Raw genomic sequence first — 25,391 nt, 5'->3', positions numbered from 1 at the left:
AGCCTGGATCCGACGATCACCGGGGGGTGCGGCGCGTGGCAGGTCGGCTGAGGCGTGTCGTGCAGGGCGTCGTCCGACCCGTGATCTTCGTGCAGTACCTGGCCCTCCGCGCCGGTCTGCAGAGCAACGTCTTCCCGCGTGACGCCGGCTCCGGCACCGTCCCGGGCGACGCCCCGCAGCGCATCCTCGTCATGGGCGAGGCCACCGCCGTCGGCTTCGGCGTCCTCTCGCACGAGCTCGGCATGGCCGGCCACTTCGCTCGCCAGCTGTCCCGGCGCACCGCCCGCGGTGTCGAGTGGTCGACGCGCCCCTTCTCCGACCTCACGATCCACACGGCGGCCGGCACCGTCCGCGATCCCGAGCTCCTGGAGGGCGTCGACGTGGTGCTGCTCATGCTGGGCGTCGGCGACAGCATCCGGCTCACGCCGCAGCGCACCTGGCGACGGCTCCTGTGCGCCACCATCGACGATCTCATCCGAGGCCTCCCCGCGGGGGCGCACGTGTTCGTCTCCGAGGTGCCGCCGCTGAACGACAGCGCGGGCCTCCCCGGCCCCTGGCGCACCATCGCCGCCCGGCACGGTCGCCTGCTCAACCGGGTCACGGCCGAGGTGATCGCGTCGCGGCCCGCGGTCGTATCCGTCCCGTTCCCCAGCGAGAGCGTCATCGACCTCGGCGACCCGGACTCCGCCCAGGCGTCGCGCGTCTACGCGACGTGGGCGCGCGCCTTCCTCACCCGGATGCTGGGCCCGGCGACCCCGTCCCCGCGCGAGGCGTGACCGCCGCGTGATCGTTGCCTGTGCATTCCCCGGGTGCAGGATTCCCGTCGCGGGCCGGGCGTAGCGTCGGACGCGTGCCCACCCCGGTGTCCTCACCGGAGCCCGGGCTCCCGGGTCGCATCGCGACCCGACCCCACGCACCGAGATCGAACGAGGAGAAGCAATGCCCCAGGTAATCGAGACCGTCGACGTCAACGTCCCCGTCAGCACCGCCTACAACCAGTGGACCCAGTTCGAGTCGTTCCCGAACTTCCTCAGCTACGTGGAGTCGATCACGCAGGTCACCGACACGCTCACCGAGTGGAAGGTCAAGATCGGCGGCGTCGAGCGCACGTTCGAGGCGAACATCACGGAGCAGCACCCCGACGAGCGCGTCGCCTGGAACTCCACGGGCGGCGACGAGGACCACGCTGGCGTCGTCACCTTCCACAAGCTGAGCGACACCGAGACCCGCGTCACCGTCCAGCTGGACTGGGCCGCGAAGGGCCTCGTGGAGAAGGTCGGCGCCGTCATCGGCGTCGACGACCACGTCATCAAGGGCGACCTCAAGAACTTCAAGGAGTTCATCGAGAAGCGCGGCTCCGAAGAGGGCGCCTGGCGCGGGGACGTCCAGGCCTGATCATGGAGACCTCCGAGATCGTCTGGAACCAGGAGGCGCGCGACAAGATCCTCGACGACAGCGACCGCGTGCTCCAGGAGGCCGTGCAGCAGGCGGCGAAGGAGCTCGAGGGGAAGGACTGGGAGACCGTGTACCAGCGCCTCTTCGAGCAGCTGAAGGGCCGGTTCATCGACTTCGAGCCCGGACCAGACCTCCGCAAGTACGCCGAGGCCGTGTCCCGCGGCGAGATCCAGGGCTGACGCGAGCGTCACCGCACGTCCAGCACGACCGGGAGGGCCCGGCATCCGCGAGGGTGCCGGGCCCTCGCTGCGTGCTGCAGGCCGCGCCGCGGCGCGCGCAGAGGCGGAGGAGCCCCTCGCATAGCACGTCCCGGCGCGCACGTCACCCTTGCGGGCCGCGGGCCTGCCGGCGTGCTCGGAATCGGTACCCTTGCGCCGCGTCGGAGGGGCGCGCCACCGACGCGAGGGGACACGATGAGCGACGCGCACGACCAGGAGCACGCACGACACGACCGCACGGCGGCGGGTGCGGTCGGCCCGCAGCCCGGCTTCGACATCGGCCTCCTCCCGTACCACCAGCGGCCGTTGCCCCCGCACATCGCTCCGGAGTGGCGCCTGGCCGGTGTCGGCCGACGCGCGGTGGGGGTGATGCTGGACCGCGCGGTGGCCCTGGTCGTCGTCTTCGTCTGCCTGCTCGCGTGGATCCTCTCGCTCCGCGCCCTGGCGCTCCAGCGCATCGATGCAGAGGGGCTCGGCAGCACCGCCGCCCGGGACGTGTTCCGCACGTACTTCAGCGGGGCCCTGGTGGCTGCCGCCATCAGCGTGGTCGCCTACCTGCTCATCTCCGCGTGGTGGCTCGGCCGCACGGGTGCCACGCCGGGCAAGGCCATGGTCGGGATCCGCGTGCAGCGCTTCTCCGAGCCCGGCACGCTGGGGTTCCGGCGCGCCCTCCTCCGCGGCGTCGTGAAGAACGGCTTCGCCTTCGGCCCGGTCATCCTCGAGTGGCTGCCCTACGCCTCCGTGGCCTGGGACTCCCGTCGCCTCCTGCGCGGCTGGCACGATCTGGCCGCGGACGACATCGTGCTCGTGCACCGCTCGTGGACGTCGCCCCGCCGCGCCGACGCGCCCGGCCGCCGTCGACCCTGACGAGCGCCTGGGAGAAGCAGCGGGCGAGGAATGGCGTCCGTGCCCGTCCGTGTTCCCGGAAGGCGGTCCGCCCGGGCCGCTGGTCCCCGCCCGCATCCCGACGTGATCCGTCGCCGTGCGCGCCGGGCCACCCGCGAGACGAAGGATCCACCACGTGAAGCTCTTCTCCCCCGTCACCCTGGGCGCCCTCGAGCTCCCCAACCGCGTCGCCATGGCGCCCCTGACCCGCATGCGGGCCGACGAGCACGGCGTCCCCGGCGACCTGATCGTCGAGCACTACCGCCAGCGCGCATCCACCGGCCTCATCGTCACCGAGGGCGTGTTCACCAGCGAGCGCAGCAAGGCGTACCCGGGACAGCCCGGCATCGTGACGGACGAGCAGATCGCCGGCTGGCGCCGGGTCACCGAGGCGGTGCACGCCGCGGGCGGCCGCCTCGTCATGCAGCTCATGCACGGCGGCCGCGTCTCGCACGAGGACATCACGGGCGGCCTCCCGCTGCTCGCTCCGAGCGCCATCGCGATCCAGGGCGAGGTGCACGTGCCCACCGGCAAGAAGCCCTACCCCGTGCCGAGCGAGCCGGAGACCGACGAGGTCCCGCTCATCGTCGACGAGCTCACGGTCGCCGCGCGCAACGCGGTCGACGCCGGGTTCGACGGCGTCGAGATCCACTCCGCCAACGGCTACCTGCTGCACGAGTTCCTGTCGCCCGTGTCGAACGTGCGCACGGACGCGTACGGCGGATCGCCCGCGGCCCGCGCCAAGCTCGGCATCGACGTGGCCCACGCGGTCGCGCGCGAGATCGGCGCGGACCGCGTCGGCATCCGCATCTCGCCGTCGCACAACATCCAGGACGTGCTCGAGGAGGACGCCGACGAGACGCGCGCCACCTACGAGGCGCTGCTGTCCGGCATCGCGCCCCTCGGCATGGCGTACGTGAGCATCCTGCACGCGGAGCCCGCGGGCGAGCTCGTGCAGGGCCTGCGGAAGACGTTCGGCGGACCGCTCATGATCAACAGCGGCTTCGGCGTGCAGACCGAGTACGACGAGGCTGTCCAGCTCGTCGACGAGGGCACGGCCGACGTCGTGGCCGTGGGCCGCATGGTCATCGCGAACCCCGACCTCGTCGAGCGCTGGGAGTCCGGCGCCCCCACGAACGAGCCGAACCCGGCCACGTTCTACGGCCCTGGCGCCGAGGGCTACACCGACTACCCGGCGCTCGCGAGCTGATCCGCCGCGACGCCTCACACGACGAGAGCGGCCGCCCCGAGGGGCGGCCGCTCTCGTCGCGCGGTGGTCAGCGGCGGACGCGCTCCGCCTTGCGGGCGGCGCGGGAAGCGCGCCAGCGGCGCCACGCGTCCCAGAAGCGGTGGAGCTGGCGCTTGAGGAAGACGTTCACGCGGTGCGCGGCGGGGAACTCGGTGCCGAGCACCGCGATGCCGAGGAAGACGATGAGCCAGCCGGGACCGGGCAGCGGGATGAGCACGATGCCGACGAGCACGATGCCCACGCCGAGCAGGCCGACCAGGATCCGGTAGAGCCAGCGCGCCTTCGGGTGCAGCTCGATCCAGGCCCGGCAGCGACGCAGGAACCGGCGGAGGGGGTGGGAGTGGCTGGACCCCGCCTCGAACTCGCGGGTCAGGGTGTCGGACATGCCCCAACGCTACGGGCGGGTCCTGGGAGGCGTCTCCCTCATCCGGCGAATCCGCAGGGTGCCGTGACGGATGCGCCGCCGGCCGGACGCCTACCGCGCGGGTGGCGCCGTGATGATCCGTCGGGCGGCCTCCACGACGGCCGCCCGGTCGGCGGCGCGCGCCTTCGGGCCGTCCGCGTGCATGGCCGGGTACGGCGACTGCACCCACGCCTGCGCGAGCGCGAACAGCATCGTGAGGAGGCGCTGCGGATCCCACGACGGGTCGATGTGCCCCTCCTCCTGCCCGCGACGGACCGCCTGCACCTTGGCCGACGGCGACGTCGCGCTGTGCGGCACGTCGAGCTCCAGGCCGTCGAGCCGGGCCCACGCGAGCATGCGGCGGTGCTGCGGGTGCTCGTACGCGTGGTCGAAGAGCTGGCCGACGAAGCCGGGGAGGTCGGCGGGATCCAGCGTCACGGCGGAGAAGAACTCGACGCCGTTGAGCTTCAGCACCGCGTGGAACAGCGACTCCTTGTCGGTGAAGTGCGCGTAGAGCCGCTCCTTGCTCGCGCGGCCCGAGCGGGCGATGCGGTCGACCCGCGCGCCCGCCAGCCCGTGCGCGGCGAACTCCTCGCGTGCGGCCAGGAGGATGCGGTGCCGGACGTCGTCCTGCTTCTCGTCGGTGGTGGATCGGGCGGACCCCGTCGTCGCTGCCATGTGAACAGCGTATGTCAAACGAACCGGTTCGTTTGACTCTGTGCTCAGGGCGGCCCTAGATTGGACCGTCCTCGCCCGCCCGGGCGCCGCACGACCATCCAGGAGCATCAGATCTCGCACGCACGCACCCCTGAGCACGCAACGCCCTCCACCTCTCCCGCCGGTCCGGCCGCCTCCGCCGAGGCCGCCGCCCCCGCCGCCCCGGACGCGACCTCCGCCCGCAGCAAGTGGATCCTCCTCGCCGTCGTCGCGCTCGCCCAGCTCATGGTCGTGCTCGACGGCACCATCGTGAACATCGCCCTGCCCGCCGCGCAGCGCGACCTCGGCATGACCGACGCCGACCGCACCTGGGTCGTCACCGTCTACGCGCTCGCGTTCGGCTCGCTCCTCCTGCTCGGCGGCCGCGTCGCCGACTACTGGGGTCGCAAGCGCTCCTTCCTCCTCGGCATGGTGGGCTTCGCTGCGGCCAGCGCGCTCGGCGGATTCGCCGTCTCGAGCGAGATGCTCCTCATCGCCCGCGGACTGCAGGGCGTCTTCGCGGCGCTCCTCGCGCCCGCCGCGCTCGCGCTGCTGTCGGTGACGTTCCCGTCCGGGCCCGACCGCGTCAAGGCGTTCGCGGTCTACGGCACGATCGCCGGATCCGGCGCGGCCGTCGGCCTGCTGCTCGGCGGGGTGCTCACGGAGTACCTCAGCTGGCACTGGTGCCTGCTCGTCAACGTGCCCATCGCGATCGTGGCGATCGTCGCGGGCATCCCGCTCGTGAAGGAGAGCCGCGCCGACGGCGACCGCAGCTACGACGTGCCCGGCGCGCTGCTCGTCACGGTCGGCCTCGCCTCCATCGTCTACGGCTTCTCCCGCGCCGAGAACGGCTGGGGCCAGCTCGACACCATCGGCTTCCTCGCGCTAGGCGTGGGCATCATGGTCGCGTTCGTCTGGTGGGAGTCGAAGGCGCGCAACCCGCTGCTGCCGCTCCGCGTCGTGGCCGACCGCACGCGCGGCGGCGCCTACCTCACGTCGGTGATGGTGGGCGCGGCGCTCCTCGGCGGGCTGCTCTACCTCACGCTGCACTTCCAGATCGTGCTCGGCATGTCGCCGCTGATCTCGGGCCTCGCGTCGCTGCCGATGGCCGCGACCATCATGCTCACGGCGCCGCAGGTCGCGCGGCTCCTGCCGAGGGTGGGCCCGCGCATCCTCATGACGGTCGGGCCGCTGATCGCTGCCGCCGGGCTCCTCTGGTTCAGCCGGATCACGGTCGACGGCGCGTACGTCGTGCAGGTGCTGCCCGGCCAGATCCTCCTCGGCATCGGGCTCGCATGCGTGTTCGTGCCGATGCAGAACGTGGCGCTCTCCGGCATCGAGCCGCGGGACGCGGGCGTCGCGGGCGCGGCGCTCACGGGCACGCAGCAGATCGGCGGATCCATCGGCACGGCCGTCTTCACGGCGCTGTTCGCGTCCGCGGTCACGGCGGCGACGACCGACGGCGTCCAGGACCGGCTCCAGCAGCAGGTCGACGGGTACCACGTGGTGTTCCTGGCGGCGGCGATCGGCGTGGCCTGCGCCTCGATCATCTCCTGGTCGATGGTGCGCGTCCCGATCGAGCGCTTCCGCGAGGGCGCCTCGACCGAGGCCGTGAGCATGCACTGATCCCCGCCCGGATCGACGACGCCCCTCCCGCCGTGCGCGGGAGGGGCGTCGTCGTGCGTGCAGCGGGTCAGGCCGCGGGCGACCAGCCGAGCGCGGGGCCGAGGCGCTCGGCGACGTCGGTGAGGATCCGCGCGAGATCGGCCGCGGGCAGTCCGGCGGGCAGCGCGATCGCGAGCTCGTCGGCGGCCTGCACAGCCGGGTGCGCCAGGAGCGCGGCGGCGAGCTCGTCGGACGGGCCCACCAGGTCCGGCGCGCGGACCATGCTCGAGGCGGCCCCGGGATCCTCCGACTGGTCGGCGCGCCGGGCCCGCTCGGCGCGCGACGCGGCGTCGGCCCGGTACCGGGCGATCTGCTCGGCCGTCGCGCCGTCGGTGGGCACCACCACGAGTGCGAGCGTGACGTGCGCGGCGGCCGGATCCGGGTGCGCCGCCCGGTAGGCGTCGATGAGGCCGCGCTGGTCGGCCGCGAAGCCGGCGGCGCCCGACCCGCGCTCGGTCACGTCCGAGGAGAGCAGGCGGAAGCCGTTGGATCCGGCCCACGCCGCCGTGCGGAGGGTCGCGGCGCCGTACCCCAAGCGGTCGGCGAGGCCGGGGGACGCCGGCTGCACCGTGGGGGTGAGGGCCTCCTCGTCGTGCGCGTCGTGCGCGTCGTGCGATCCGTCGGGCCGGTCGTCCGCGCCCGGCACCCGGCCGCCGCGCAGCAGGTCGCGGAAGCGCAGGAGGCGCTCGCGCCCCGGCTCCTCGTGCTCGGCCGTCGTCGGATGCACGGCCCGGTCGACCGCGGCGACGCGCTTCGGGCTGCCGACCGAGAGGCCGGGGCGGAGGCGGCCGCCGGAGAGGAGGTCGACGGTCGCGAGGTCCTCGGCGAGGCGGAGCGGGTTCTCGGCGCGCACGGGGATGGACGCGGTGCCGAGGCCGATGCGGCGCGCGCGCTGCGAGGCGGCGGCGAGCATCGCGACGGGGGAGGAGATGGCGTGCCGGAGGTGGTCGGGGCGGAGCCAGGCGGTGTCGAGGCCGAGCGCGTCGCCGAGCTCCACGAGCCGGAGCGCCTCCTCGAGGCCGGTCGCGGGGTCGGCCGGGTCGAACGGGCCGGTGGTGAGGAAGCCGAGGCGCGTCGGCGCGGATCCGGATGCGGGCATGCGACGAGGCTAGGCGGTGCCGGTGCGAGCCCGCCGATCCGGCCTCAGGGGATCAGGACGATCGACCCCGTCGTGCGCCGGGCCTCGAGGTCCTCGTGCGCACGGGCCGCGTCGGCGAGCGCGTACGTCGCGCCGACCCGCACGTCGAGGGATCCGTCGAGCACCGCCTCGAACAGCTCGCCCGCGCGCCACCGCCGCTCCTCCGCGTCGAGCAGGAAGTGCGCGAGCGTGGGGCGGGTGACGGAGAGGGATCCGCCCGAGTTGAGCCGCTGCAGGTCGAAGGGCGGCACCTGCCCGCTCGCGCCGCCGAAGAGCACGAGCGTCCCGCGGATGCGCAGGGAGGCGAGCGACCCGTCGAACGTGTCGCGGCCCACGCCGTCGTAGACCACGTCGACGCCGCGCCCGTCGGTGAGCTCGCGGACGCGCACGGGCACGTCGTCGTAGCCGAGCACGTGCGTGGCGCCGGCTGCGCGCGAGAGCGCCGCCTTCTCCTCGGTGGAGACGGTCGTGATCACCTCGACCCCGCGATCCGCGAGCAGCTGGGTGAGGAGGAGGCCCACGCCGCCGGCGCCCGCGTGCACGAGCGCGCGATCGCCGGGACCGGCCGGGTACGAGCTCGTCGCGAGGTAGTGCGCGGTGAGGCCCTGGAGCGGGAGCGCCGCGGCGACCTCCATGCCCACGCCGTCGGGCACGGGCAGCAGCGTCTCCGCGCGGATGAGCGCGTGCTGCGCGTACGTGCCCTCGGCCTCGGCGGTCGCGACGCGGTCGCCCACGTGCACGCCGGCCACGCCGTCGCCGAGCGCCTCGATCACGCCCGCGGCCTCGGATCCCGGCACGTACGGGTGCGCCATCGGGTAGACGCCGCTGCGGCGGTAGGTGTCGATGAAGTTGACGCCCGCGGCGTGCACGCGGATCCGCACCTCGCCGGGCCCGGGATCCGGCACCGGGCCGTCCGTCAGGGTCATGACCTCGGGGCCGCCCGGCCCCTCCACCTCGATGCGCGCGCTCATGGGTCCAGCCTGCCGGGTCCGAGGGCCCCAGGTCACGCGTCGCGCGGCGGTCGGTCCCCGTCGTCGCGCTGCCGCTCCTCGTCCCGCGCCCGCTGCGCCTCTCGCTCCTGATCCTCGTCCCGCGCCCGCTGCGCGTCGCGCTCGGCGATCTTCCGTCGGTACCCGTCCATCGCCCGCTCGTCCAGGCGGTGGCGGATCTCGGCGACGTCGGGCGCGAAGGTCTCCTTCGTCAGCTCCCGGAACGCGATCCACTTCTCGTGGAACTCGGCGTCGGTCTGGCCGGGTCGCCAGGCTCGTCTCCACAGCGTCTCGAGTCCTTCGACGCCGGCCATCACTGAGGCGAGCACGGCACCGGTCGGGATGCCGAGCCACACGATGACCACCGCGGCGGCGGCCGTGGACCCGGCGAGCCACGGGAGGACCGCGAAGCCCCATCCGCCCGGGGACACCAGCCGACCGCGGACGACGAAGGGACGCTCGACCACGACCTCGACGGTGCAGAAGACCAGGGTCATGGCGGTCACCCCTCCGATCGTCCGGTCGAGGGAACCGGGGCCCCAGGCGGGGACGAGCAGGAGGGCCTGGCATGCCAGCACCACCAGAGGCGCCTTGAGCAGAGCCACCGTGAGGTGCCCGGACAGCGGCGCCCACAAGCCGGGCGGCGTCCAGTCGGGAGGGTTCCGCCGGACCTCATCTCCCTGCTCCGGCCGGGGTGCGTCACGCATGCGGAGCGGTGCGGTGGACGGGCATGTCTCTCCTTCGTGAGCAGGAGGGATCCCGGTTCGGGTGCGGACCGCGTCGGCAGCGGGATCGCCTCGGGGTGGTCGGCCGCATCCTCACCCGCTCGGTGCAGGCGGCGACGGCCCCCTCCACAGCTCCTCCCGACAGACGGTCCGCCCGGCCCGGAATGCCGTCGCCACCCGCGCGGTTGCGCTCGCATAGGCTCGACGACGAGCAAGTGCGCGCGGCTCGGCCCCGCACCGATCAGGATCACGACGAAGGTGGAACCCATGGCAGGTCGCGTCTACGACGACATCACCCAGCTGGTCGGCGGCACGCCGCTCGTGCGCCTCAACCGGCTCACGGAGGGGCTCGACGCGACCGTGCTCGTGAAGCTCGAGTCGCACAACCCGGCGTCCAGCGTGAAGGACCGCATCGGCGTGGCGATCATCGACGCGGCCGAGGCATCGGGCCAGCTCGAGCCGGGCGGCACGATCGTCGAGGGCACGAGCGGCAACACCGGCATCGCGCTCGCGATGGTGGGCGCGGCGCGCGGCTACACGGTCATCCTCACGATGCCCGAGACCATGAGCATCGAGCGCCGGCTGGTGCTGCGCGCGTACGGCGCCCAGATCGTGCTGACGCCCGGGCCCGAGGGCATGCGCGGCGCCGTCGAGCGCGCGCAGCAGATCGTCGCGGAGACGCCGAACGCCATCTGGGCGCAGCAGTTCGCGAACGCGGCCAACCCGCAGAAGCACCGCGAGACCACGGCCGAGGAGGTCTGGGCGGACACCGACGGCGCCGTCGACGTGTTCATCGCGGGCGTCGGCACGGGCGGCACCATCACGGGCGTCGGCCAGGTGCTCAAGGAGCGGAAGCCCGACGTGAAGATCGTCGCGGTCGAGCCGCTCGACTCGCCCATCCTCAACGGCGGGAAGCCCGGCCCGCACAAGATCCAGGGCATCGGGGCGAACTTCGTGCCCGAGATCCTCGACACCGAGGTCTACGACGAGGTCGTCGACGTCTCGCTGGAGGATTCCATCCGCGTCTCGCGCGCGCTCGCGACCGACGAGGGGATCCTCTGCGGCATCTCGTCTGGATCCATCGTGTGGGCCGCGCTCGAGATCGCAAGGCGGCCCGAGAGCGCGGGGAAGACCATCGTCGCCATCGTCTGCGACTACGGCGAGCGGTACCTCTCGACCGTGCTGTTCGACGACCTGCGCGACTAGGCGTGGGAGTCGTCGCCCGCGTCGTCGAGGACCTCCGTTCGGCGCGCGCCCACGATCCGGCCGCGCGCGGGTACCTGGAGATGATGCTCGGCTACCCGGGGCTGCACGCCGTGTGGCTGCACCGGGTGTCGCACGCGCTCTGGCGCCGGCGCATCCGGCTCGCCGCCCGGCTGCTCGCGCAAGTCGGGCGGGCGCTGACCGGGGTGGAGATCCACCCGGGGGCGCGCATCGGGCGGCGGCTGTTCATCGACCACGGCATGGGCGTGGTGATCGGCGCGACGGCCGAGATCGGTGACGACGTGCTGATGTACCACGGCGTCACGCTCGGTGGGAAGAGCCTCGTGCGCGGCAAGCGGCACCCGACCGTGGGCGACGGCGTCACCATCGGCGCCGGCGCGAAGCTGCTCGGGCCCATCGTCATCGGCGCGGGCAGCGTCATCGGCGCGAACGCCGTGGTCGTGAAGGACGCGCCCGCGGGATCCGTGCTCACCGGCATCCCGGCGGTCGAGACCGGGAAGCGCGCCGGGCGCGGGCCCGACGCCCACGTCGACCCGGCGTTCTTCGTCGACCCGGCGATCTACATCTGATGCCCGAGCCCCACGGCCAGGAGCCGACGCCCGCCGTCGAGGCGGAGCCGAGCATCGATGCGGCGCCCCGCGTGGAGGCGGCATCGAGCGTGGAGGCGGCATCGAGCGGCGAGCCGCCATCGAGCGCCGAGCCGGCGCCCACCCACGAGCACAGCACGCACGGCGTCGGCCCCTGGCCCGGCGGCCCCGAGGCGTGGCCGGATGAGCCGCATCTCGACCCCGAGTTGCTGGAGCGCGGCGACACCCGCAACGTGATCGACCGCTACCGCTACTGGCGCATGGAGGCGATCGTCGCCGACCTCGACCAGCACCGGCACCCGTTCCACGTGGCCATCGAGAACTGGCAGCACGACATGAACATCGGATCGATCGTGCGGAGCGCCAACGCGTTCGCGGCTGACACGGTGCACATCGTCGGCCGGCGTCGCTGGAACAAGCGCGGCGCGATGGTCACCGACCGGTACCAGCACGTCGTGCACCACGCGACCATCGCCGACCTCGTGGAGTGGGCGCGCGGCGAGGGCCTGCCGATCGTCGCGATCGACAACGTCGACGGATCCGTGCTGCTGGAGACCACGCGCCTCCCCGAGCGCTGCGTGCTCGTCTTCGGCCAGGAGGGCCCGGGCCTCAGCGACGAGGCGGTGGCCGCGGCCGACATGACGGTCGCGATCTCGCAGTTCGGATCCACCCGCTCCATCAACGCGTCGGCGGCGGCCGCGGTCGTGATGCACGCGTGGGTGATGCAGCACGTGGCGTTCCCGGAGTAGCGCGCCGGGCTAGCGGCTCGTCGGGTCGAGGCGTCCGAGCAGCTCCGCGAGCGTGCGCCGCTCCCGGGCATCGAGCGGGGAGAGCAGCTCCTCCTCGGTCGCGAGGTGGTCGGGGAGCACGCGGTCGACGAGCTGCCGGCCCTCGGCGGTGAGCTCGACGAGCTTCCCCCGGCCGTCCTCGGGGCGGGGGAGCCGCGTCACGAGGCCGAGCGCCTCCAGGCGGTTGAGGCGCTGGGCGACCGCGCTCGTGGTGATCATCGACTCCCGCGCGAGCTCTGCCGGCGCCAGTCGGTGGGGCGCGCCCTGGCGCCGCAGCGTGGCGAGCACGTCGAAGGTCGATGCGTCGATCCCGTGCCGGGCGAAGGTGGCGTCTGTCCCCGCCGCGAGGGCAGCCGACGCCCGCGCGAGCCGGCCGACGACGGCCATGGGCGAGGGATCGAGGTCGGGCCGCTCGGCGCGCCACTGCTCGAGGATGCGGTCGACGTGGTCCATGCTCTCGACCATACCCGCTAAGCGGTGAGCTAGATTGACTCAGTGCTTAGCTACCGCCTCCGCCTCATCCTCCTGACCGCCATCGCTCCCGCGCTCTGGGGGACGACCTACGCGACCTCGACCGCCTTCCTGGTGCCGGGGCATCCGCTGCTCACGGCCACGCTCCGCGCCCTGCCGGCCGGACTGGTGCTGCTCGCGATCGGACGTCGCCTCCCACGCGGCTCGTGGTGGTGGCGGTCCGCCGTGCTCGGGGCGCTCAACATCGGGGCGTTCTTCGCGTTCCTCTTCGTCGCGGCCGACCGTCTGCCGGGCGGGGTGGCGGCCGTCATCGGCGGGATCCAGCCGCTGCTCGTCTCGGTGCTCGCCGCCCGGATCCTCGGCGAGCGGATGGCGCTCCGGGTGATCGTCGCCGGGACGGTCGGGCTGGCTGGCGTGGCGCTCATCGTCCTCCGGGCCGATGCCCGGCTCGATGCCGTCGGTGTCGCCGCCGCGCTCGCCGGCGCGACCTGCATGGCGGTGGGTGTGGTGCTCGCCAAGCGGTGGGGCACGGATCACCCGCCGCTCCTCACCACGTCGTGGCAGTTGCTCGCGGGTGGGATCCTCCTCGCCGTGGCCACCGCGGTGTCCGAGCCGCTGCCCGTGGCGCCGCTCACGGCCGTCAACGTGGCGGGATACGCCTACCTGGCGTTCGTCGGCACCGCGCTCGCGTACGCGCTCTGGTTCCGCGGCCTGCGTGCGCTCCCGGCCCGGGTGCCCGCCTTCCTCGGGCTGCTCAGCCCCCTCGTCGCCGTCGGCATCGGGATCGGATGGTCGGGCGAGAGGCTGTCCGCCGTCCAGGTCCTCGGGATGGGTCTGGTGCTGGCGTCCGTCGCCGTGGCGGTCGCGCTCCGGACGACGCCGTCTCGCTCGTCCCGGGTCTCGCCGCGAAGCCCATCGTGGACGTCGTGCTCGTGGTGGCGGACATCACGGCCGAGGAGGACCACGTCGCCCGGCTCGTCGCCGCGGGGTACGAGCTGCGCGTCCGGGAGCCCGGGCACCGCCTGGTGCGCACGCCCGCGCGGGACGCGCACGTGCACGTCTACGAGGAGGGCGATCCCGCGGTGGAGGCGTACCTGCTGCTCCGCGACCGGCTGCGCGCCGACCGGGCCGACCGCGACCTCTACGCGCGCACGAAGCGGGAGCTGATGACCCGGCGGTGGGAGTCGATGGACGCCTACGCGGACGCGAAGACCGCGGTGATCCAGGGGATCCTCGCCCGAGCGCGGGCAGCGCGGGCGGCGCGGGCGGCCCGCGCATCCCGCCCGGCCTGAGCCCGCGGACCTAGCCGAACGGCCACTCGTCGTGCGTGTGCGGCACCGCGACCACCTGCACGTCGTCCTCGTAGGTGATGCGCCCGGGCGTGCGGGTGCGCAGCTCGTGCCAGGGCACGTCATGCCGGTCGAGCAGGTCGAGGTACTCGCGCGTGACGCGGAGCAGGTCGACGGATCCGACGCGGAACCAGGCGCGCGCCCGGGGGTTGAGCGTGCGGTCGTAGCAGCCCGGGACGACCGTGGACGGATCCGCGTACGTCGCGTTCATGTGCGCGTTGGACGCCCCGATCCACGCCATCTCCTCCGCGGACAGGCGGCCTTCGTCCCGGAGGCCGTTCGCCAGGGCGAAGACGCCGGGGAAGGTGCCGCGGCGATTCGGGGCGGCGCTCTGGAAGCGCACGAAGTCGGGCATCCGGCGAGGGTAGCCCGGCGGGCGCGGAGGGGACCGGCGGCGTCCACGCACCGAGCGGGGGACGACCGAGGGCCGAGCGGAGAGGATCCCCGCTCGGCCCCGGGCCGTCGTCGTGCGTGCGCCGGAAGCGCACCGTCGGGCGTGCCGTCAGTCGCGCCCGCAGTGGATCGAGAATATGGGGAGCCGGAAGGTGAGGCCGTGACCGCCGCAGATCCCGTTGGTCTTGATGAACTCGATGAAGCCGGCCGCGACCGCGGCCAGCAAGACGCAGGTGAGCTTGGTGAGGTCGGGGATCAGCACGCAGATCACGCCGGCGATCGAGCCGCCGAGGGCGGAGATGATCCCTCGGATGATGGCGTTGCCGATGAAGAAGCTCCAGTGGGGGATGGGGATGTGGATCGGCGGGATGTGGATGTGGATCGGCGGGATGTGGATGTGGAAGGGGTTCCACCACTTGCTCTCCGTCACCGGCGCGTTGGGGGACAGGGGGGCCGGCCGGTAGGAGCTGGTGGCGGAGTCCTTGGCCGCGGTGGCGGAGTCTTCGACCGCGGCGGCGGAGGCGTCGGCCGCGGCGGCGGAGTTGCTGGCCTTGGCAGCGGAGACCTGCGACTGCAGGGATCGCATCTTCTGCGCCATCACCGCCACGTCCGGGTCGCCCGCGGCCGCCGAGCGCAGTGCCGTGGCGGCCTTCTGCCGTGCGGCCTCCTCCTCGGGCGAGAGGTCCAGCCACTTGTCGATGTGGCGCCCGGAGAAGGTCAGGCCCGTCTTGCCGACGGCGTCGATGTCGGCGTCCGTGATCCGGCCGGCGCTGATGTCGTCGAGGTAGTGGCCGTGCTCGAGGGAGAAGGCGACGCGGGCCTGGGGAGAGTCGTGGTCGATGGCGAATGCGCCGCTGCTGGGGGCGGCGATGACGAAGCCGAGGGTCGCGACGGCGGTGAGCGCGATGGTCGCGAACATCCTGCGCGGGATGAGGGGCCGGGTGGCCCTCGAACGGATGGACATGGGTGATGTGCCTCCTTGGGTGCGGTGTCGGTCACCGCACTGAGAAGCTAGGAGCCGGGGCGCCTCCGTGCGGACAGTCCCCAGTCGCGCAGATGAAGGGCAGACGGCCGTCTGGCCAAGGGAGCATCGGACCTCCTAGCGGAACGGCCAGTCGTCGATCGTGTGCGGGGTCGCGATGACCTGCACGTCGTCGGCGTAGACGATGCGGCCGGGCGTCCGCGTGCGGAGCTCCTGCCAGGGCACGTCGTGCCGGTCGAGCAGGGCGAGGTAGTCGGCCGTGAACCCGAGGAGGTCCGTGGCGCTGGCGAGGAACCAGGCGCGGGCGCCGGGGTTGCGCACCCGGTCGTAGCAGTCGGGGTCGACCGAGCGCGGATCCGCGTAGGACTCGGCCGCGCGTGCGTTCACCGCGTCCATCCACTCGCCCTCCTCGGCCGAGAGCCGGCCGCTCTGGCGCAGCCCGTCGGCGAGGGCGAACACCCCCGGGAAGGTCCCGCGGCGGTTGGGGACGGCGCTCTGGAAGCGGACGTAGTCGGTCACGCGGTGATGCTAGGGACGCGGCCTGCGGATCCGGCCGCGCGGGGGCGGAGCGGATAGCGGTGGCGCCGGGCGGACATGCGGAACGCGCCGGGCGGACACGCGCGCGGACATGCGGGCGGCTACGCGCTGGCAGGCTGGGACGCGCCGCGGATCCGCCCGCGCGCGAGACGGGAGACCCATGACCGCCGTGACCCTGATCCGCTCCGCCTCCCTCGCGGACGCCGCCGAGTACGCCTACGCCGCCACCGCGCCCGCCGACGCGCGGCTCGTGTTCCTCGCGGGATCGTGCCCGCTCGACGCGGACGGCCGCACCGTCGGCGTCGGCGACCACGCCGCGCAGGCGGCGCGGTGCGTCGCGAACCTGCGCATCGCGCTGGAGGCGGCGGGCGCGACGACCGCCGACCTCGTGAGCACGCGCGTGCTCGTGGCCTCCAGCAGGCAGGCCGACCTCGTGACCGCGTGGGAGGTCGTCCGCGACGCACTGGCCCCGCACGATCCGCCGAGCACGCTCCTCGGCGTCACCGTGCTCGGGTACGACGACCAGCTCGTGGAGGTCGAGGCGGTCGCGGCCGTCGTCGACTGAGGGCGGTCGCCGCCGTCCCCGACCGACCGACCTGCCGACCCGGCCGCCGAGATCAGGTCGGGCTCAGAGCGCGGAGGCGCGCCAGGCGTCGACCGCCGCGAGGAGCTCGGCGCGGCGCTCGTCCGACAGGAACGCCGCGTGGAACGAGTTGCGGGCGAGGAGCGCGACCGCGTCGTCGTCGAAGGCGTGCGCCACACGCAGCTGTCGGAGGTTCTCGCCGAGGTAGCCGCCGAAGTAGGCCGGGTCGTCGCTGTTGACCATGGCGAGCACGCCGCGCGCGAGGAGCTCCGGCAGGGCGTGCTCGTCGAGCGTCTCGTTCACGCCGAGGCGCACGTTCGAGAGCGGGCAGACGGTGAGCGGGATCCGGTCGGCGACGAGCCGGTCGACGAGCGCGGGATCCTCGAGGCAGCGCACGCCGTGGTCCACCCGCTCGACGTGCAGCAGGTCGAGCGCCTCCCAGACGTACGCGGGCGGGCCCTCCTCGCCGGCGTGCGCGACGGCGTGCAGGCCGAGCTCGCGGGCGCGCGCGAAGACGTCGACGAAGAGCGACGGCGGGTAGCCGACCTCGGCCGAGTCGAGCCCGACGGCGAGGATCTCGTGGGCGCGGCCGGCGACCGACTCCAGCGTCGCCATCGCCTCCTCCACCGGCCGGTCGCGGAGGAAGCTGAGGATCAGGCCGCCGGAGATGCCGTGGCGCACGCGCGCGTCGCGGAGGGCGTCGAGGAGGCCGTCGACCACGTCGTCGATCGCCACGCCGCGGGACGTGTGCGCCTGCGGGTCGAACGACATCTCGACGTGCCGGATCCCGTCGGCCGCGGCCCGCTCCAGGTACGCGGCGGCGAGGTCGTGGAAGTCGCGGCGCGTGCGGAGGACCGCCGTGCACGCGTAGTAGAGGTCGAGGAACGACTGCAGGTCGGTGAAGGCGTAGCGCGAGCGGAGGTCCTCGATGCCGGCGTACGGCAGCTCGACGCCGTTGCGCTCGGCCAGCTCGAACACCAGCTCCGGTTCGAGGGTGCCCTCCACGTGCAGGTGCAGCTCGGCGGTGGGCGGGAGCGTGGAGATCATCCGTCGACGGTAACGGACGGCGGCCGGGTGCCCGCCGGGCGGGAGCCGGAGCCGGAGCCGGCTCCGGGCGAGGACGGGGCCGGTCGGCGTCCGTAGGCTCGGGGCATGGAGGCGTCCGAGGTCGCGGTGCTCGGCGAGCGGTGGCGCATCGCCGAGCGGGAGCCGCGGGGCGCGACCCCGGCCTACGACCTCGACTGGCTGAGCGGCCCGGCGGGCGGCACGTACGGGTTCACGGTCGGCGGAGGACGGCTGACGCGCGAGCAGCTGATCGCGGAGGCGACCGCGCTCGTGGAGGGCTTCTCCGAACCCGGCGGCATCGGCGAGGACTTCGCGGGCTTCGTCCCGGCCCGTTTCCGCGGCGAGGGGCCGGACGGGCAGCCAGCGCCGGGGCGCGGATGAGCGCGCGCGTGCCTCACCGGATCCTCGGCCGGACGGTCCTCGTGCTCTGCGCGGCCCTAGGCGTCCTGGCTCTCGGGATCGTCCTGGTCGCCGTGCCCGACGGAGCGCCGACGTCGTCAGATGCGGGTGCGCCCTCGGTCCCGTGGTGGGCGGTGCTCCTCCCCGCAGCCGTGGGCATCGCCCTCACGCTGACGCTGCCGCGCCGGGTGCTGGAGCAGCCCGCGATCGTGTCCGAGCCGGCGCGGCACCGGGCGGCGACGTGGATCCTGCTGGCGCTCGCCGCGGCCTTCCCGCTCGCGGTGGGAGCGCTCGGGCTGGCGCGGAGCGAGGGCTACGTGCTCCTGAAGGCCCTCCTGCTGATCGCCCTCCCCGCCGCCGTGGTCGGCGTGCTGCGCGGCGTCCGCATCGACCGCGTCCGCGATGCGCAGCGATGGTGGGCGCCGATCGTGGTCGTGGTGGTGTGGGCGCTCCTGGCGCAGGTCGCGCCGTGGAACCCGCGGCCGGACCTCGACGGCGTCGACCCCGCGACGCTGCTCGTCACCGCGGTGGCGACGGCGCTGACGGCCGGGATCGGCGAGGAGCTCTTCTACCGGCGGTGGCTGCAGACGCGGCTCGAAGCGTCGCTCGGCCCCGCGCCCGGCATCGCCCTCGCGTCGCTGGTCTTCGCGCTCATGCACCTGGCCTCCCACGGCACCGGCGCCCCGGTGCTCGACGTGGCCCGCGTCGTCGTCGCGCAGGGGTCGTTCGGGCTCCTGCTCGGGATCCTGTGGTGGCGGCACCGGAACCTGCCCGCCATCATCGCCGCGCACGTCGTCATGAACGGATGGCCGATCGCCGAGCACCTGGTCGCGTGACGCCAGCCGGTGTCGGTCCGGCCCGCGACCCGTCTGCGAGCATGGCCGCATGGATCCCGACGACGAGCCCGACCTGGTCCCCGAGCTGCTGGTCACCGACCTCGCCGCGAGCCTCGCGTTCTGGCGCGACCTGTGCGGCTTCCAGGTGCGGTACGACCGCCCGGACGAGGGCTTCGCGTACATCGCGCGCGGCGGGGCGCACCTCATGCTCGAGCAGGCCGGCATCATCCGGAACTGGGTGACGGGGCCGCTGGAGCGGCCGTTCGGGCGGGGGATCAACTTCCAGATCGCCGTCGAGGACGCCGACGCGGTGGCGGAGGCGCTCGCCGCGGCCGGCATCGCGCTCTTCCTCGAGCCGGAGACGACCTGGTACCGGATCGGCGACGAGGAGACGGGCGTCCGCCAGTTCCTCGTGCGGGATCCCGACGGCTACCTGGTGCGGTTCCAGTCGTCCATCGGGCGGCGACCGGCGGAGGCTCCCGCGGGCTGATGCCGCCGCGGCCCGCCCGGTGCCGGGCGGGCCGCGATCGTCACCCCTCCGCGATGCCCGCGGACAGCGTCGCTCCTGCCGCGGTGAGCGCGTCGACGAGCTGCTGCCCGCTCACCGTGGTGGTCTTCTGCCCGCCGATCATCAGCGTCGGGGTGCCGGTGACGCCCGCGGCGGTCGCCGTGTCGGTGTTGGCCGTGATCCAGCCGGCGTACGCGCCCTTCTCCGTGCAGGTGAGGGCCTCGGGGTCGGTGACCCCCTGCGAGCCGAGCCAGGAGGAGAAGTCCTTCCCCGTCCACGAGTCGGTCGCGGCCGAGTGGTTCGCGAAGAGGGCGGAGTGCACGCCGGGCCAGGCGGACGGGTCGTGCTGCAGGACGCACGCGGCCGTGCTGCCGGCGACGCGGCCGTAGTTCGTGACGATCCGGATGGGGTGGTACACGACGCGCACCTGCCCGGATGCGGCGACCCGGTCGAGGAGCGGGCCGGTGGCGGCCTCGTACTCCTGACAGTGCGGGCAGGAGTAGTCCTCGTAGATGTCGAGCGTCACGGGCGCGTCCGCGGCGCCGACCGACACGGCATCCGGCTCGGTCGCGAGGTGCGCCTCGCCGGCGCTCGCCAGCTGCACGGTGGCGTCCGCGGTGGGCGCCACGCTGCCGGCCTCCGCCTGCTGGCGGAGGAGGCTCGCGCCGCCCCAGATGCCGGCGACGAGGATCACGACGGCGCCGGCGACGCCGAGCTGGGTGAGGAGGCGGCGGCGCTTCCGCTTCGCCTCCTCGAGGCGGCGCTGCGCGTTCGCCTTCTCCCGGATCTCGCGGGTGCGGTCGCGGTCGGCGCTGGACTTCTTGCTCATGATGCGGTGCTCCTGTCGTCGGTTCGGACGGTTGCGGGGTGGAGGGGGGAGGGCAGGCGACGGTCGCCCGCGCTGTGGCGGCTCACGGCGTCGGCCGCCGCTCGTCGGCGCGCTCGTCGAGCGCGGACAGCCGCGCGTTGTAGGCGCGGAGCTCGGCGTCGCCGTCGCGGGCGGCCGCCCGGTCGTAGCGGGTGGCGGCGCGCTGCTCGGATCCGGACCACTGCCGCACGACCATGAGCGCCACGAGCACGACGGGCAGCTCGCCCGCGCCCCACGCGATGCCGCCGCCCGCGGCCTGGTCGGCGAGCAGCTGCGCGTCGGTCGCGAGGCCGAGCTGGTGCCACCAGTCGATCGCGAGGATCTGCGTGCCCGACATGATCGCGAGGCCGAAGAACGCGTGGAACGCCATCGTCGCGAGCAGGAGCATCAGCCGGATCGGGTACGGCGGGCGCGTGGGGCCCGGATCCACCCCGATGAGCACGAAGAAGAAGAGGTACCCGCTGATCAGGAAGTGGACGGTCATCAGCATGTGGCCCTGGTGGGTGGCGAGCGACCACTCGAACCACGGCGTGTAGTAGAAGGCCACGAGGCTGCCGGCGAAGACGACCGCGGCGACGATCGGGTTCGTCACCAGGCGCGAGTACCGGGAGTGTATCGCGGCGAGCACCCACTCGCGCACGCCGCGGCTGGCGTCCTTCCGGGCCGGCAGCGCGCGCAGCAGCAGGAGCACGGGGGCGCCGAGCACGAGCAGCGGCGGCACGTACATCATCAGCATCATGTGCTGGATCATGTGGGTGCTGAAGTGCACCGCCCCGTACACGGCGGGCCCGCCGCTCGTCGCGTAGACGAGCATCGCGCAGCCGAGCAGCCACGGCACCGTGCGCGCGGCCGACCAGGCGTCGCCGCGCCGGCGGAGGCGCCGCACCGCGACGAGGTAGAGCCCGGCCATGACCGCGGCGACCCCGAGGAACAGGAAGTCCGGGTGGACGGCGGTCAGCATCCGGAGCGGCGTCACGGGGTCGGGGAAGGTGAAGCCGATGAGCGACGCGAGCGGGTCGACGTCGGCGATGGTCGTCTGCGGCACGGGCGGGGCGCTGCGCGAGAGCGCCACCGAGACGCCCATCGCCACGGACATCACGACGACCTCGCCGACCGCGAGGCGGAGGAACGCCGTCCGCCGGGTCGCGTCGCGGACGAGCCCCGGGATGAGGATCCGGCGGTGCGCGAACCCGGCGACGCCGAGCGCCACGAGGATCGCCGTCTTCACGAGGAGCAGGAGCCCGTACGGCGTCGTGATGAGGTCGAGCGGCGTGCCGATGCGGAGCGACGCGTTGACGATCCCCGACAGCGCGACCGCGACGAACGCCCATCCGGCGAGCGTCGAGTAGCGGGCGACGACCGCGGGCAGCGCGCCCTTCGTGAGCTTCTGGCAGAGGATCACCGCGACCAGCCCGCCGGCCCACACGGTGACGCCGACGAGGTGGATCCCGAGGCTGTCCACCGCGTTCGCGTGCTCGTACGTGCCCGCGGCGTGGCCCGACAGCGAGAGCGGGAGCAGCGAGGCGAGGGCGACGGCCGCGGCCACGCCGATGCCGGAGACGCTCCGCGTCCACGCGCTGATGCCGAACGCGACGGCCACGCACACCAGCGACGCGAGCAGGGTCTGGCCGAGCTCGAGCTGGAACGCGAAGTAGCCGAGCTGGCCCCGGAAGGTCGGGGAGGTGAGCGGGACGCCGATCACGTTCGCGCCCGAGAGGGCGAGCACGGCGATGCTGGCGGCGAGCCACACGGCGGCGGCGCGGGTCGCCCAGCGGGTCGCCCGCCACTGCGCGAAGCTCGCCATCCCGGGGTGCTTCCGCTGCCCGGGCAGCGCGAACGCGGCGACCACGAGCAGGCCGATGGTCACGGCGGCGGCGGCGTCGTGGATGACGCGCGCGACGGGCAGGCCGTAGGTGACGACGTCGCCGGGATCCACCAGCAGCGTCCGCGTGGTGGCGCCCGTGAAGGCGGCGGCGGCCAGCGTCACGGCGACGGCGAGCGGGAGGCACGCCCAGAGCAGCGCGGGGCGGGCGCGGATGCGCGGGACGGCCAGCGTGCGGGGCACGAAGACGGGGTCGTCGGGATCGGGGCGGTCGTGGTCGGTGACCGGATCGGGGGAGGGCAGGGCGGAGCGTGGGGGCATGGGGTGTCCTGGGTGGGCGCCGGGATCGGGCGCGGCGGGACGGCGGCTCTCCGGGTGGGCGATCCGAGCGGGTCGGATGGGCTCGGGTCGCGGAGGGCGCGGGCGCGTCGGGGTGCGCGTCCGAGGACGCGCGAGGGCACGGCGCCGGGAGGCGTCGTGCGTCGTCCGGGCGCGCGGGAGCGCGCCGGACCGGGGCCGGATCAGGCCGCGGCGGGTGGCCCACGGTGGGGCGACGCGGCGACGCAGACGCCGAGGTCGCGGATCTCCGGGCGCATCGCGCGCGCGACGCGGTGGCGCACCTCGGCGCGCGGCACGACGTCGAGCGCGGCCACGAGGATCAGCGCGCGGAGGCTCGTGCGCGCGAGCGCGACGAGGTCCCAGAAGGCGCGCTCGCCGGAGCGGAGCGCCACGATCGTGAGGACGGCGGCGAGCAGGTGCGCGACCCACATCGCGGATCCGTGGTGCATGCCGCCCATGTCGCCGGCGCCGGCCGCGGCCCCGCCGGCGCTCACGACGTGCCCGCCCATGCCGTGGTGCCCGCCGACGACCTGCAGGGTCGTCGTGGTCGGGGCGCCGACGGTGAAGAGGAGGTGCAGGACCGCCTGGCTGCACGCGACGGCGACCGCGAGCCGCGCGGTCGACACGGTGCGGCCGGCGAGCAGCACGCACGTCGGCAGCGCGAGCGCCGCCGCGACGACGAGGCCGACCGCTCCCGGGATGGGGCCGCCGCCGGCGAGGTGCGACAGCATCGACACGAGGATCGCGAAGGCGGCCGTGACGGCGCCGCGTGCGACGCGCGTGCCCCGCCCGGCCATCGCCGGCGTCCTCGGTTCCCTCATTTGCAGAACAGCCTAGGTGCGGCTCCCGGAGAGACGATGGGCGACGTCGGCTCCGCGGCCCGCGCCCGCGCCCGCCGCACGGGGGCATACCCCACCTCGATCCGGGAGCGAGCAGGATGGGCCACGTGCCCGTCGCTCGCGAGGCTGGGATCATGAACACGACACCGCCCACCACCGAGGCCGAATCGACGCCCGTGCCACCCGAAGAGCTCCTGCCCGACGCCGCCGACGCGTCCGACGCCGGCGGTCCTCCGTCCGACGCCGCGGGCGGGAGCGACGACGTGGACCCGGACGACGCGGCCCCGCCCGTCGCGCGCCGCCGCTCCCTCTACTCCTCCGCCTGGCGGCGCTTCCCCCGCGACATCGGCTACATGCTCCTGACCGGGATCCTGTGCGCCACGGTCTACCTCGCGCTCCCCAACATCGTCTTCAGCCTGATCAGCGAGCTCCTGTGGTCGGCGTCCGGCCTGTTCGCTGCCCTGGCGCTCTCCGTCGTGCTCTTCGGGTCGCTGTTCGCGGCGCGCGGGCTGGGGGCGGTGGAGCGGGTCCGCATCGGGTGGGCCGAGCCGCGGCCGATCCGGCCGGTCGACTGGACCCCGCGCTGGACGCAGAACCGCGCCATGCGCCTCCTCTCGGCGGTCGCGAATCCGCACTACTGGCTGTACCTGCTGCACGCGGTCGTCGTGTACCCGGTCGTGGCCATCGTCACGCTCGGCGCGGGCGTCCTCCTGGCGCTCGGGTTCATCGCGCCGGCCCTCGGCGGGATCGCGGTGCTGGCGCAGGGCTGGCAGATCAACCTGCTCCTCGAGCGCTTCGGCTACGACCCCGCGCGCACCTGGACGCTGGCGTTCGTGCTCTCGGGCGTGACGATGATCCTGTCCGTCGTGCTCCTGCCCCTCTGGACCCGCGGCGCCACGCTCGCCCACTACTGGACCGACCACGCCCTCCTCGGCGGCTTCCGGTCCGACGCCCTCGAGCGCCGGGTGCAGGGCCTCGAGCGGTCCCGCGCCGGCGCCGTCACGGCCGAGGGGCAGACGCTCCGCCAGATCGAGCGCGACCTGCACGACGGTCCGCAGCAGCGGCTCGTGCGCCTCCGCATGGACCTCGCGGCCGCCGAGCGCGCGCTGGACGCGGATCCCGAGCGCGCCCGCACGCTCATCGCCGAGGCGTCCGCCCACGCCCACGACACGCTCGAGGAGCTGCGCGCGCTGTCCCGCGGGTTCGCCCCGCCGATCCTCCTCGACCGCGGGCTGGTGGCCGCCCTCGAGGCGCTCGCGTCCCGCTCGACGGTCCCCGTGGCGCTCGACGTGCAGCTCCCCGAGAGCCTGGCGCTGCCGACCGAGGTCGAGCGGAACCTGTACTTCACCGTCAGCGAGCTGCTCACCAACGTCGCGAAGCACTCGGGCGCGACCCGGGCCGACGTGACGCTGGCGCTCGTGAGCGACCTCGACGGCGACCGGGTGCTGGCCGCCCGCGTGACGGATGACGGGCAGGGCGGCGCGTCCGTCCAGGAGGGCCACGGGCTCGAGGGGCTCCTCGGTCGGCTCGGCGCCCTCGACGGCGACGTCAGCATCTCCAGCCCCGCCGGCGGACCGACGCGCATCACCGCGCGCGTGCCGCTCGTCGCGCTGAACGGCGTGCCGACCGACCCGCGCACCGCCGCGGCCGGGTCGGCCGCCGACGGCACGGGATCCGACGGCGCGATCGCCGCCCCGCCCGCCGCGTGACCCGCCCGCTCGATACGATCGGGGCCATGGACGACGGCCCGGATGCAGCGCGCATCCGGGCCATCGTGGTCGACGACGCGGTGCTGCTCCGGGAGGGGCTCGCGCGGGTGCTCGTGGAGGCCGGGATCGACGTGGTCGCCCAGTACAAGGACGCGGATGCCTTCCTCGCCGCGCTCGCCGACGACGTCCCCGACGTGGTGGTGATGGACGTCCGCATGCCGCCGTCGTACACCGACGAGGGCATCCGCGCGACGGTCGAGGCCCGCCGCCGCGTGCCGGGGATCGGCGTGCTGCTGCTCTCCCAGTACGTGGAGGCCGCGTACGCCGAGGAGGTGTTCCGCAGCGGCACCGCCGGGATCGGCTACCTGCTCAAGGACCGGGTGACGCGCCTGGAGGAGATCGACGACGCCGTGCGCCGCGTCGCGTCCGGCGGCACCGTGCTCGACCCCGAGGTGGTGACCCAGCTGATGGCCCGACGACGCGATCCCCTCAGCGCCCTCACGCCGCGCGAGCTCGAGGTGCTCGGGCTGATGGCCGAGGGCCGCACCAACCCGGCGATCGGGCGGGCGCTCGTCATCGGCACGGGCGCGGTCGAGAAGCACGTGACGAGCATCTTCGCGAAGCTCGGCCTGGAGGACACGGGCGAGGACCACCGGCGGGTGCTCGCGG

General features: G+C 74.1%; 29 protein-coding genes and 1 pseudogene. 17 read left to right on the top strand and 13 right to left on the bottom strand.

Going from position 1 to position 25,391, the window contains the following annotated elements; translation table 11 throughout:
• Window positions 1-59: 59 nt before the first annotated feature.
• From AWH51_RS12355 to AWH51_RS12335, 5 genes are all read left to right on the top strand, one after another.
• A complete protein-coding gene (locus AWH51_RS12355) occupies window positions 60-776 on the top strand; it encodes an SGNH/GDSL hydrolase family protein (RefSeq protein WP_254654573.1) in 717 nt (238 codons plus the stop codon).
• A 163-nt stretch (window positions 777-939) separates the two neighbouring features.
• The gene (locus tag AWH51_RS12350) at window positions 940-1,395 is read left to right on the top strand and encodes an SRPBCC family protein (protein WP_063072368.1); all 456 of its coding nucleotides are present in this window, start codon (window positions 940-942) and stop codon (window positions 1,393-1,395) included.
• 2 nt (window positions 1,396-1,397) lie between these two features.
• Window positions 1,398-1,634: a hypothetical protein gene (locus AWH51_RS12345; RefSeq protein ID WP_063072367.1), complete on the top strand. Its 237-nt coding sequence runs from the start codon at window positions 1,398-1,400 to the stop codon at window positions 1,632-1,634.
• Window positions 1,635-1,868: 234 nt separating this feature from the next.
• On the top strand, window positions 1,869-2,540 hold the full coding sequence (locus tag AWH51_RS12340) for an RDD family protein (protein WP_063072366.1): 672 nt from the start codon (window positions 1,869-1,871) through the stop codon (window positions 2,538-2,540).
• Between the two features lie 154 nt (window positions 2,541-2,694).
• Window positions 2,695-3,768, top strand: a complete 1,074-nt coding sequence (locus AWH51_RS12335) for an alkene reductase (protein WP_063072365.1) — start codon at window positions 2,695-2,697, stop codon at window positions 3,766-3,768.
• A gap of 67 nt (window positions 3,769-3,835) precedes the next feature.
• Here AWH51_RS12335 and AWH51_RS12330 read toward each other — a convergent pair whose 3' ends face one another.
• On the bottom strand, window positions 3,836-4,192 hold the full coding sequence (locus AWH51_RS12330; RefSeq protein ID WP_063072364.1) for a TIGR02611 family protein: 357 nt from the start codon (window positions 4,190-4,192) through the stop codon (window positions 3,836-3,838).
• A gap of 90 nt (window positions 4,193-4,282) precedes the next feature.
• On the bottom strand, window positions 4,283-4,888 hold the full coding sequence (locus AWH51_RS12325) for a TetR family transcriptional regulator (protein WP_063072363.1): 606 nt from the start codon (window positions 4,886-4,888) through the stop codon (window positions 4,283-4,285).
• A 60-nt stretch (window positions 4,889-4,948) separates the two neighbouring features.
• On the opposite strand from AWH51_RS12325, the gene AWH51_RS12320 reads away from it, so the two are divergent.
• On the top strand, window positions 4,949-6,532 hold the full coding sequence (locus tag AWH51_RS12320) for an MFS transporter (protein ID WP_063072362.1): 1,584 nt from the start codon (window positions 4,949-4,951) through the stop codon (window positions 6,530-6,532).
• A gap of 67 nt (window positions 6,533-6,599) precedes the next feature.
• Here AWH51_RS12320 and AWH51_RS12315 read toward each other — a convergent pair whose 3' ends face one another.
• From AWH51_RS12315 to AWH51_RS12305, 3 genes are read right to left on the bottom strand one after another with little or no spacing between them, the layout of a single operon-like run.
• Window positions 6,600-7,670 carry an LLM class flavin-dependent oxidoreductase gene (locus AWH51_RS12315; RefSeq protein WP_063072361.1) on the bottom strand — a complete coding sequence of 357 codons (1,071 nt, stop codon included), beginning with the start codon at window positions 7,668-7,670 and terminating at the stop codon, window positions 6,600-6,602.
• A gap of 44 nt (window positions 7,671-7,714) precedes the next feature.
• Window positions 7,715-8,680 (bottom strand): quinone oxidoreductase family protein, encoded by a 966-nt coding sequence (locus tag AWH51_RS12310; RefSeq protein WP_063072360.1) that lies wholly within the window; start codon window positions 8,678-8,680, stop codon window positions 7,715-7,717.
• Between the two features lie 32 nt (window positions 8,681-8,712).
• The gene (locus AWH51_RS12305; protein WP_175345523.1) at window positions 8,713-9,204 is read right to left on the bottom strand and encodes a hypothetical protein; all 492 of its coding nucleotides are present in this window, start codon (window positions 9,202-9,204) and stop codon (window positions 8,713-8,715) included.
• Between the two features lie 486 nt (window positions 9,205-9,690).
• Between AWH51_RS12305 and cysK the strand changes: the two genes are divergently transcribed.
• From cysK to AWH51_RS12290, 3 genes are read left to right on the top strand one after another with little or no spacing between them, the layout of a single operon-like run.
• Window positions 9,691-10,629 (top strand): cysteine synthase A, encoded by a 939-nt coding sequence (gene cysK, locus AWH51_RS12300; protein ID WP_063072359.1) that lies wholly within the window; start codon window positions 9,691-9,693, stop codon window positions 10,627-10,629.
• A gap of 2 nt (window positions 10,630-10,631) precedes the next feature.
• Window positions 10,632-11,216: a serine O-acetyltransferase EpsC gene (gene epsC, locus AWH51_RS12295; RefSeq protein WP_063072358.1), complete on the top strand. Its 585-nt coding sequence runs from the start codon at window positions 10,632-10,634 to the stop codon at window positions 11,214-11,216.
• Window positions 11,216-11,983, top strand: coding sequence for a TrmH family RNA methyltransferase (locus AWH51_RS12290; protein ID WP_254654572.1), 768 nt, complete (start codon window positions 11,216-11,218; stop codon window positions 11,981-11,983). Before epsC ends, AWH51_RS12290 begins: the two co-directional genes overlap by 1 nt.
• Before the next feature lie 9 nt (window positions 11,984-11,992).
• On the opposite strand, the gene AWH51_RS12285 is transcribed toward AWH51_RS12290, so the two are convergent.
• Window positions 11,993-12,475: a MarR family winged helix-turn-helix transcriptional regulator gene (locus tag AWH51_RS12285; protein WP_063072357.1), complete on the bottom strand. Its 483-nt coding sequence runs from the start codon at window positions 12,473-12,475 to the stop codon at window positions 11,993-11,995.
• Window positions 12,476-12,517: 42 nt separating this feature from the next.
• Here AWH51_RS12285 and AWH51_RS12280 point away from each other — a divergent pair.
• Window positions 12,518-13,294: pseudogene (locus tag AWH51_RS12280) on the top strand (EamA family transporter); the annotation flags it as partial.
• A 116-nt stretch (window positions 13,295-13,410) separates the two neighbouring features.
• On the top strand, window positions 13,411-13,785 hold the full coding sequence (locus AWH51_RS12275; RefSeq protein ID WP_254654571.1) for a GrpB family protein: 375 nt from the start codon (window positions 13,411-13,413) through the stop codon (window positions 13,783-13,785).
• 10 nt (window positions 13,786-13,795) lie between these two features.
• Here AWH51_RS12275 and AWH51_RS12270 read toward each other — a convergent pair whose 3' ends face one another.
• The 3 genes from AWH51_RS12270 to AWH51_RS12260 all read right to left on the bottom strand — a co-directional run bounded on the left by AWH51_RS12270 (window position 13,796) and on the right by AWH51_RS12260 (window position 15,736).
• Window positions 13,796-14,197, bottom strand: coding sequence for a hypothetical protein (locus AWH51_RS12270; protein ID WP_063072356.1), 402 nt, complete (start codon window positions 14,195-14,197; stop codon window positions 13,796-13,798).
• A 147-nt stretch (window positions 14,198-14,344) separates the two neighbouring features.
• Window positions 14,345-15,199 carry a hypothetical protein gene (locus AWH51_RS12265; RefSeq protein WP_131798138.1) on the bottom strand — a complete coding sequence of 285 codons (855 nt, stop codon included), beginning with the start codon at window positions 15,197-15,199 and terminating at the stop codon, window positions 14,345-14,347.
• 135 nt (window positions 15,200-15,334) lie between these two features.
• Entirely contained in the window at window positions 15,335-15,736 is a 402-nt protein-coding gene (locus AWH51_RS12260) for a hypothetical protein (RefSeq protein WP_063072354.1), read from the bottom strand.
• Between the two features lie 178 nt (window positions 15,737-15,914).
• Here AWH51_RS12260 and AWH51_RS12255 point away from each other — a divergent pair, with 178 nt between their 5' ends.
• Window positions 15,915-16,319 carry a RidA family protein gene (locus AWH51_RS12255; RefSeq protein WP_063072353.1) on the top strand — a complete coding sequence of 135 codons (405 nt, stop codon included), beginning with the start codon at window positions 15,915-15,917 and terminating at the stop codon, window positions 16,317-16,319.
• A gap of 63 nt (window positions 16,320-16,382) precedes the next feature.
• Here the strand turns inward: AWH51_RS12255 and AWH51_RS12250 are convergent, their stop codons facing one another.
• Window positions 16,383-17,384 (bottom strand): adenosine deaminase, encoded by a 1,002-nt coding sequence (locus AWH51_RS12250; RefSeq protein ID WP_063072352.1) that lies wholly within the window; start codon window positions 17,382-17,384, stop codon window positions 16,383-16,385.
• Window positions 17,385-17,489: 105 nt separating this feature from the next.
• Here AWH51_RS12250 and AWH51_RS12245 point away from each other — a divergent pair, with 105 nt between their 5' ends.
• The 3 genes from AWH51_RS12245 to AWH51_RS12235 are packed head-to-tail and all read left to right on the top strand — an operon-like array spanning window position 17,490 to window position 19,127.
• A complete protein-coding gene (locus AWH51_RS12245; protein WP_063072351.1) occupies window positions 17,490-17,783 on the top strand; it encodes a hypothetical protein in 294 nt (97 codons plus the stop codon).
• 8 nt (window positions 17,784-17,791) lie between these two features.
• Window positions 17,792-18,637 (top strand): CPBP family intramembrane glutamic endopeptidase, encoded by an 846-nt coding sequence (locus AWH51_RS12240; protein WP_254654570.1) that lies wholly within the window; start codon window positions 17,792-17,794, stop codon window positions 18,635-18,637.
• A 49-nt stretch (window positions 18,638-18,686) separates the two neighbouring features.
• Window positions 18,687-19,127, top strand: coding sequence for a bleomycin resistance protein (locus tag AWH51_RS12235; protein WP_063072349.1), 441 nt, complete (start codon window positions 18,687-18,689; stop codon window positions 19,125-19,127).
• A gap of 40 nt (window positions 19,128-19,167) precedes the next feature.
• Here the strand turns inward: AWH51_RS12235 and AWH51_RS12230 are convergent, their stop codons facing one another.
• The 3 genes from AWH51_RS12230 to AWH51_RS12220 all read right to left on the bottom strand — a co-directional run bounded on the left by AWH51_RS12230 (window position 19,168) and on the right by AWH51_RS12220 (window position 22,995).
• Window positions 19,168-19,974 (bottom strand): thioredoxin domain-containing protein, encoded by an 807-nt coding sequence (locus AWH51_RS12230; protein WP_063072348.1) that lies wholly within the window; start codon window positions 19,972-19,974, stop codon window positions 19,168-19,170.
• Window positions 19,975-20,056: 82 nt separating this feature from the next.
• The gene (locus AWH51_RS12225; protein WP_063072347.1) at window positions 20,057-22,156 is read right to left on the bottom strand and encodes a cytochrome c oxidase assembly protein; all 2,100 of its coding nucleotides are present in this window, start codon (window positions 22,154-22,156) and stop codon (window positions 20,057-20,059) included.
• Window positions 22,157-22,356: 200 nt separating this feature from the next.
• Entirely contained in the window at window positions 22,357-22,995 is a 639-nt protein-coding gene (locus AWH51_RS12220; RefSeq protein WP_131798137.1) for a hypothetical protein, read from the bottom strand.
• Between the two features lie 152 nt (window positions 22,996-23,147).
• Here AWH51_RS12220 and AWH51_RS12215 point away from each other — a divergent pair, with 152 nt between their 5' ends.
• Together AWH51_RS12215 and AWH51_RS12210 are read left to right on the top strand one after the other, a co-directional pair.
• On the top strand, window positions 23,148-24,722 hold the full coding sequence (locus AWH51_RS12215; RefSeq protein ID WP_063072345.1) for a sensor histidine kinase: 1,575 nt from the start codon (window positions 23,148-23,150) through the stop codon (window positions 24,720-24,722).
• A 26-nt stretch (window positions 24,723-24,748) separates the two neighbouring features.
• A partial coding sequence (locus tag AWH51_RS12210) for a response regulator transcription factor (RefSeq protein WP_063072344.1) occupies window positions 24,749-25,391 on the top strand: 643 nt, incomplete at its 3' end.

The organism is Clavibacter tessellarius, from assembly GCF_001618005.1.
In the GTDB taxonomy this organism is placed as follows: domain Bacteria; phylum Actinomycetota; class Actinomycetes; order Actinomycetales; family Microbacteriaceae; genus Clavibacter; species Clavibacter tessellarius_A.
Note: the sequence above shows the minus strand (reverse complement) of the source record. Positions and strands in the feature narration are given on the sequence as shown.

What these genes read in the sequence shown, in the direction of transcription:
- AWH51_RS12215 (WP_063072345.1), top strand. Translation starts at nt 23,148, where the DNA reads ATGAACACGACACCGCCCACCACCGAGGCCGAATCGACGCCCGTGCCA.
- AWH51_RS12255 (WP_063072353.1), top strand. Translation starts at nt 15,915, where the DNA reads ATGACCGCCGTGACCCTGATCCGCTCCGCCTCCCTCGCGGACGCCGCC.
- AWH51_RS12340 (WP_063072366.1), top strand. Translation starts at nt 1,869, where the DNA reads ATGAGCGACGCGCACGACCAGGAGCACGCACGACACGACCGCACGGCG.
- AWH51_RS12285 (WP_063072357.1), bottom strand. Translation starts at nt 12,475, where the DNA reads ATGGACCACGTCGACCGCATCCTCGAGCAGTGGCGCGCCGAGCGGCCC.
- AWH51_RS12315 (WP_063072361.1), bottom strand. Translation starts at nt 7,670, where the DNA reads ATGCCCGCATCCGGATCCGCGCCGACGCGCCTCGGCTTCCTCACCACC.
- AWH51_RS12345 (WP_063072367.1), top strand. Translation starts at nt 1,398, where the DNA reads ATGGAGACCTCCGAGATCGTCTGGAACCAGGAGGCGCGCGACAAGATC.
- AWH51_RS12230 (WP_063072348.1), bottom strand. Translation starts at nt 19,974, where the DNA reads ATGAGCAAGAAGTCCAGCGCCGACCGCGACCGCACCCGCGAGATCCGG.
- AWH51_RS12220 (WP_131798137.1), bottom strand. Translation starts at nt 22,995, where the DNA reads ATGAGGGAACCGAGGACGCCGGCGATGGCCGGGCGGGGCACGCGCGTC.
- AWH51_RS12250 (WP_063072352.1), bottom strand. Translation starts at nt 17,384, where the DNA reads ATGATCTCCACGCTCCCGCCCACCGCCGAGCTGCACCTGCACGTGGAG.
- AWH51_RS12350 (WP_063072368.1), top strand. Translation starts at nt 940, where the DNA reads ATGCCCCAGGTAATCGAGACCGTCGACGTCAACGTCCCCGTCAGCACC.
- AWH51_RS12310 (WP_063072360.1), bottom strand. Translation starts at nt 8,680, where the DNA reads ATGAGCGCGCGCATCGAGGTGGAGGGGCCGGGCGGCCCCGAGGTCATG.
- AWH51_RS12290 (WP_254654572.1), top strand. Translation starts at nt 11,216, where the DNA reads ATGCCCGAGCCCCACGGCCAGGAGCCGACGCCCGCCGTCGAGGCGGAG.
- AWH51_RS12225 (WP_063072347.1), bottom strand. Translation starts at nt 22,156, where the DNA reads ATGCCCCCACGCTCCGCCCTGCCCTCCCCCGATCCGGTCACCGACCAC.
- AWH51_RS12245 (WP_063072351.1), top strand. Translation starts at nt 17,490, where the DNA reads ATGGAGGCGTCCGAGGTCGCGGTGCTCGGCGAGCGGTGGCGCATCGCC.
- AWH51_RS12235 (WP_063072349.1), top strand. Translation starts at nt 18,687, where the DNA reads ATGGATCCCGACGACGAGCCCGACCTGGTCCCCGAGCTGCTGGTCACC.
- AWH51_RS12325 (WP_063072363.1), bottom strand. Translation starts at nt 4,888, where the DNA reads ATGGCAGCGACGACGGGGTCCGCCCGATCCACCACCGACGAGAAGCAG.
- cysK (WP_063072359.1), top strand. Translation starts at nt 9,691, where the DNA reads ATGGCAGGTCGCGTCTACGACGACATCACCCAGCTGGTCGGCGGCACG.
- AWH51_RS12270 (WP_063072356.1), bottom strand. Translation starts at nt 14,197, where the DNA reads ATGCCCGACTTCGTGCGCTTCCAGAGCGCCGCCCCGAATCGCCGCGGC.
- AWH51_RS12330 (WP_063072364.1), bottom strand. Translation starts at nt 4,192, where the DNA reads ATGTCCGACACCCTGACCCGCGAGTTCGAGGCGGGGTCCAGCCACTCC.
- AWH51_RS12265 (WP_131798138.1), bottom strand. Translation starts at nt 15,199, where the DNA reads ATGTCCATCCGTTCGAGGGCCACCCGGCCCCTCATCCCGCGCAGGATG.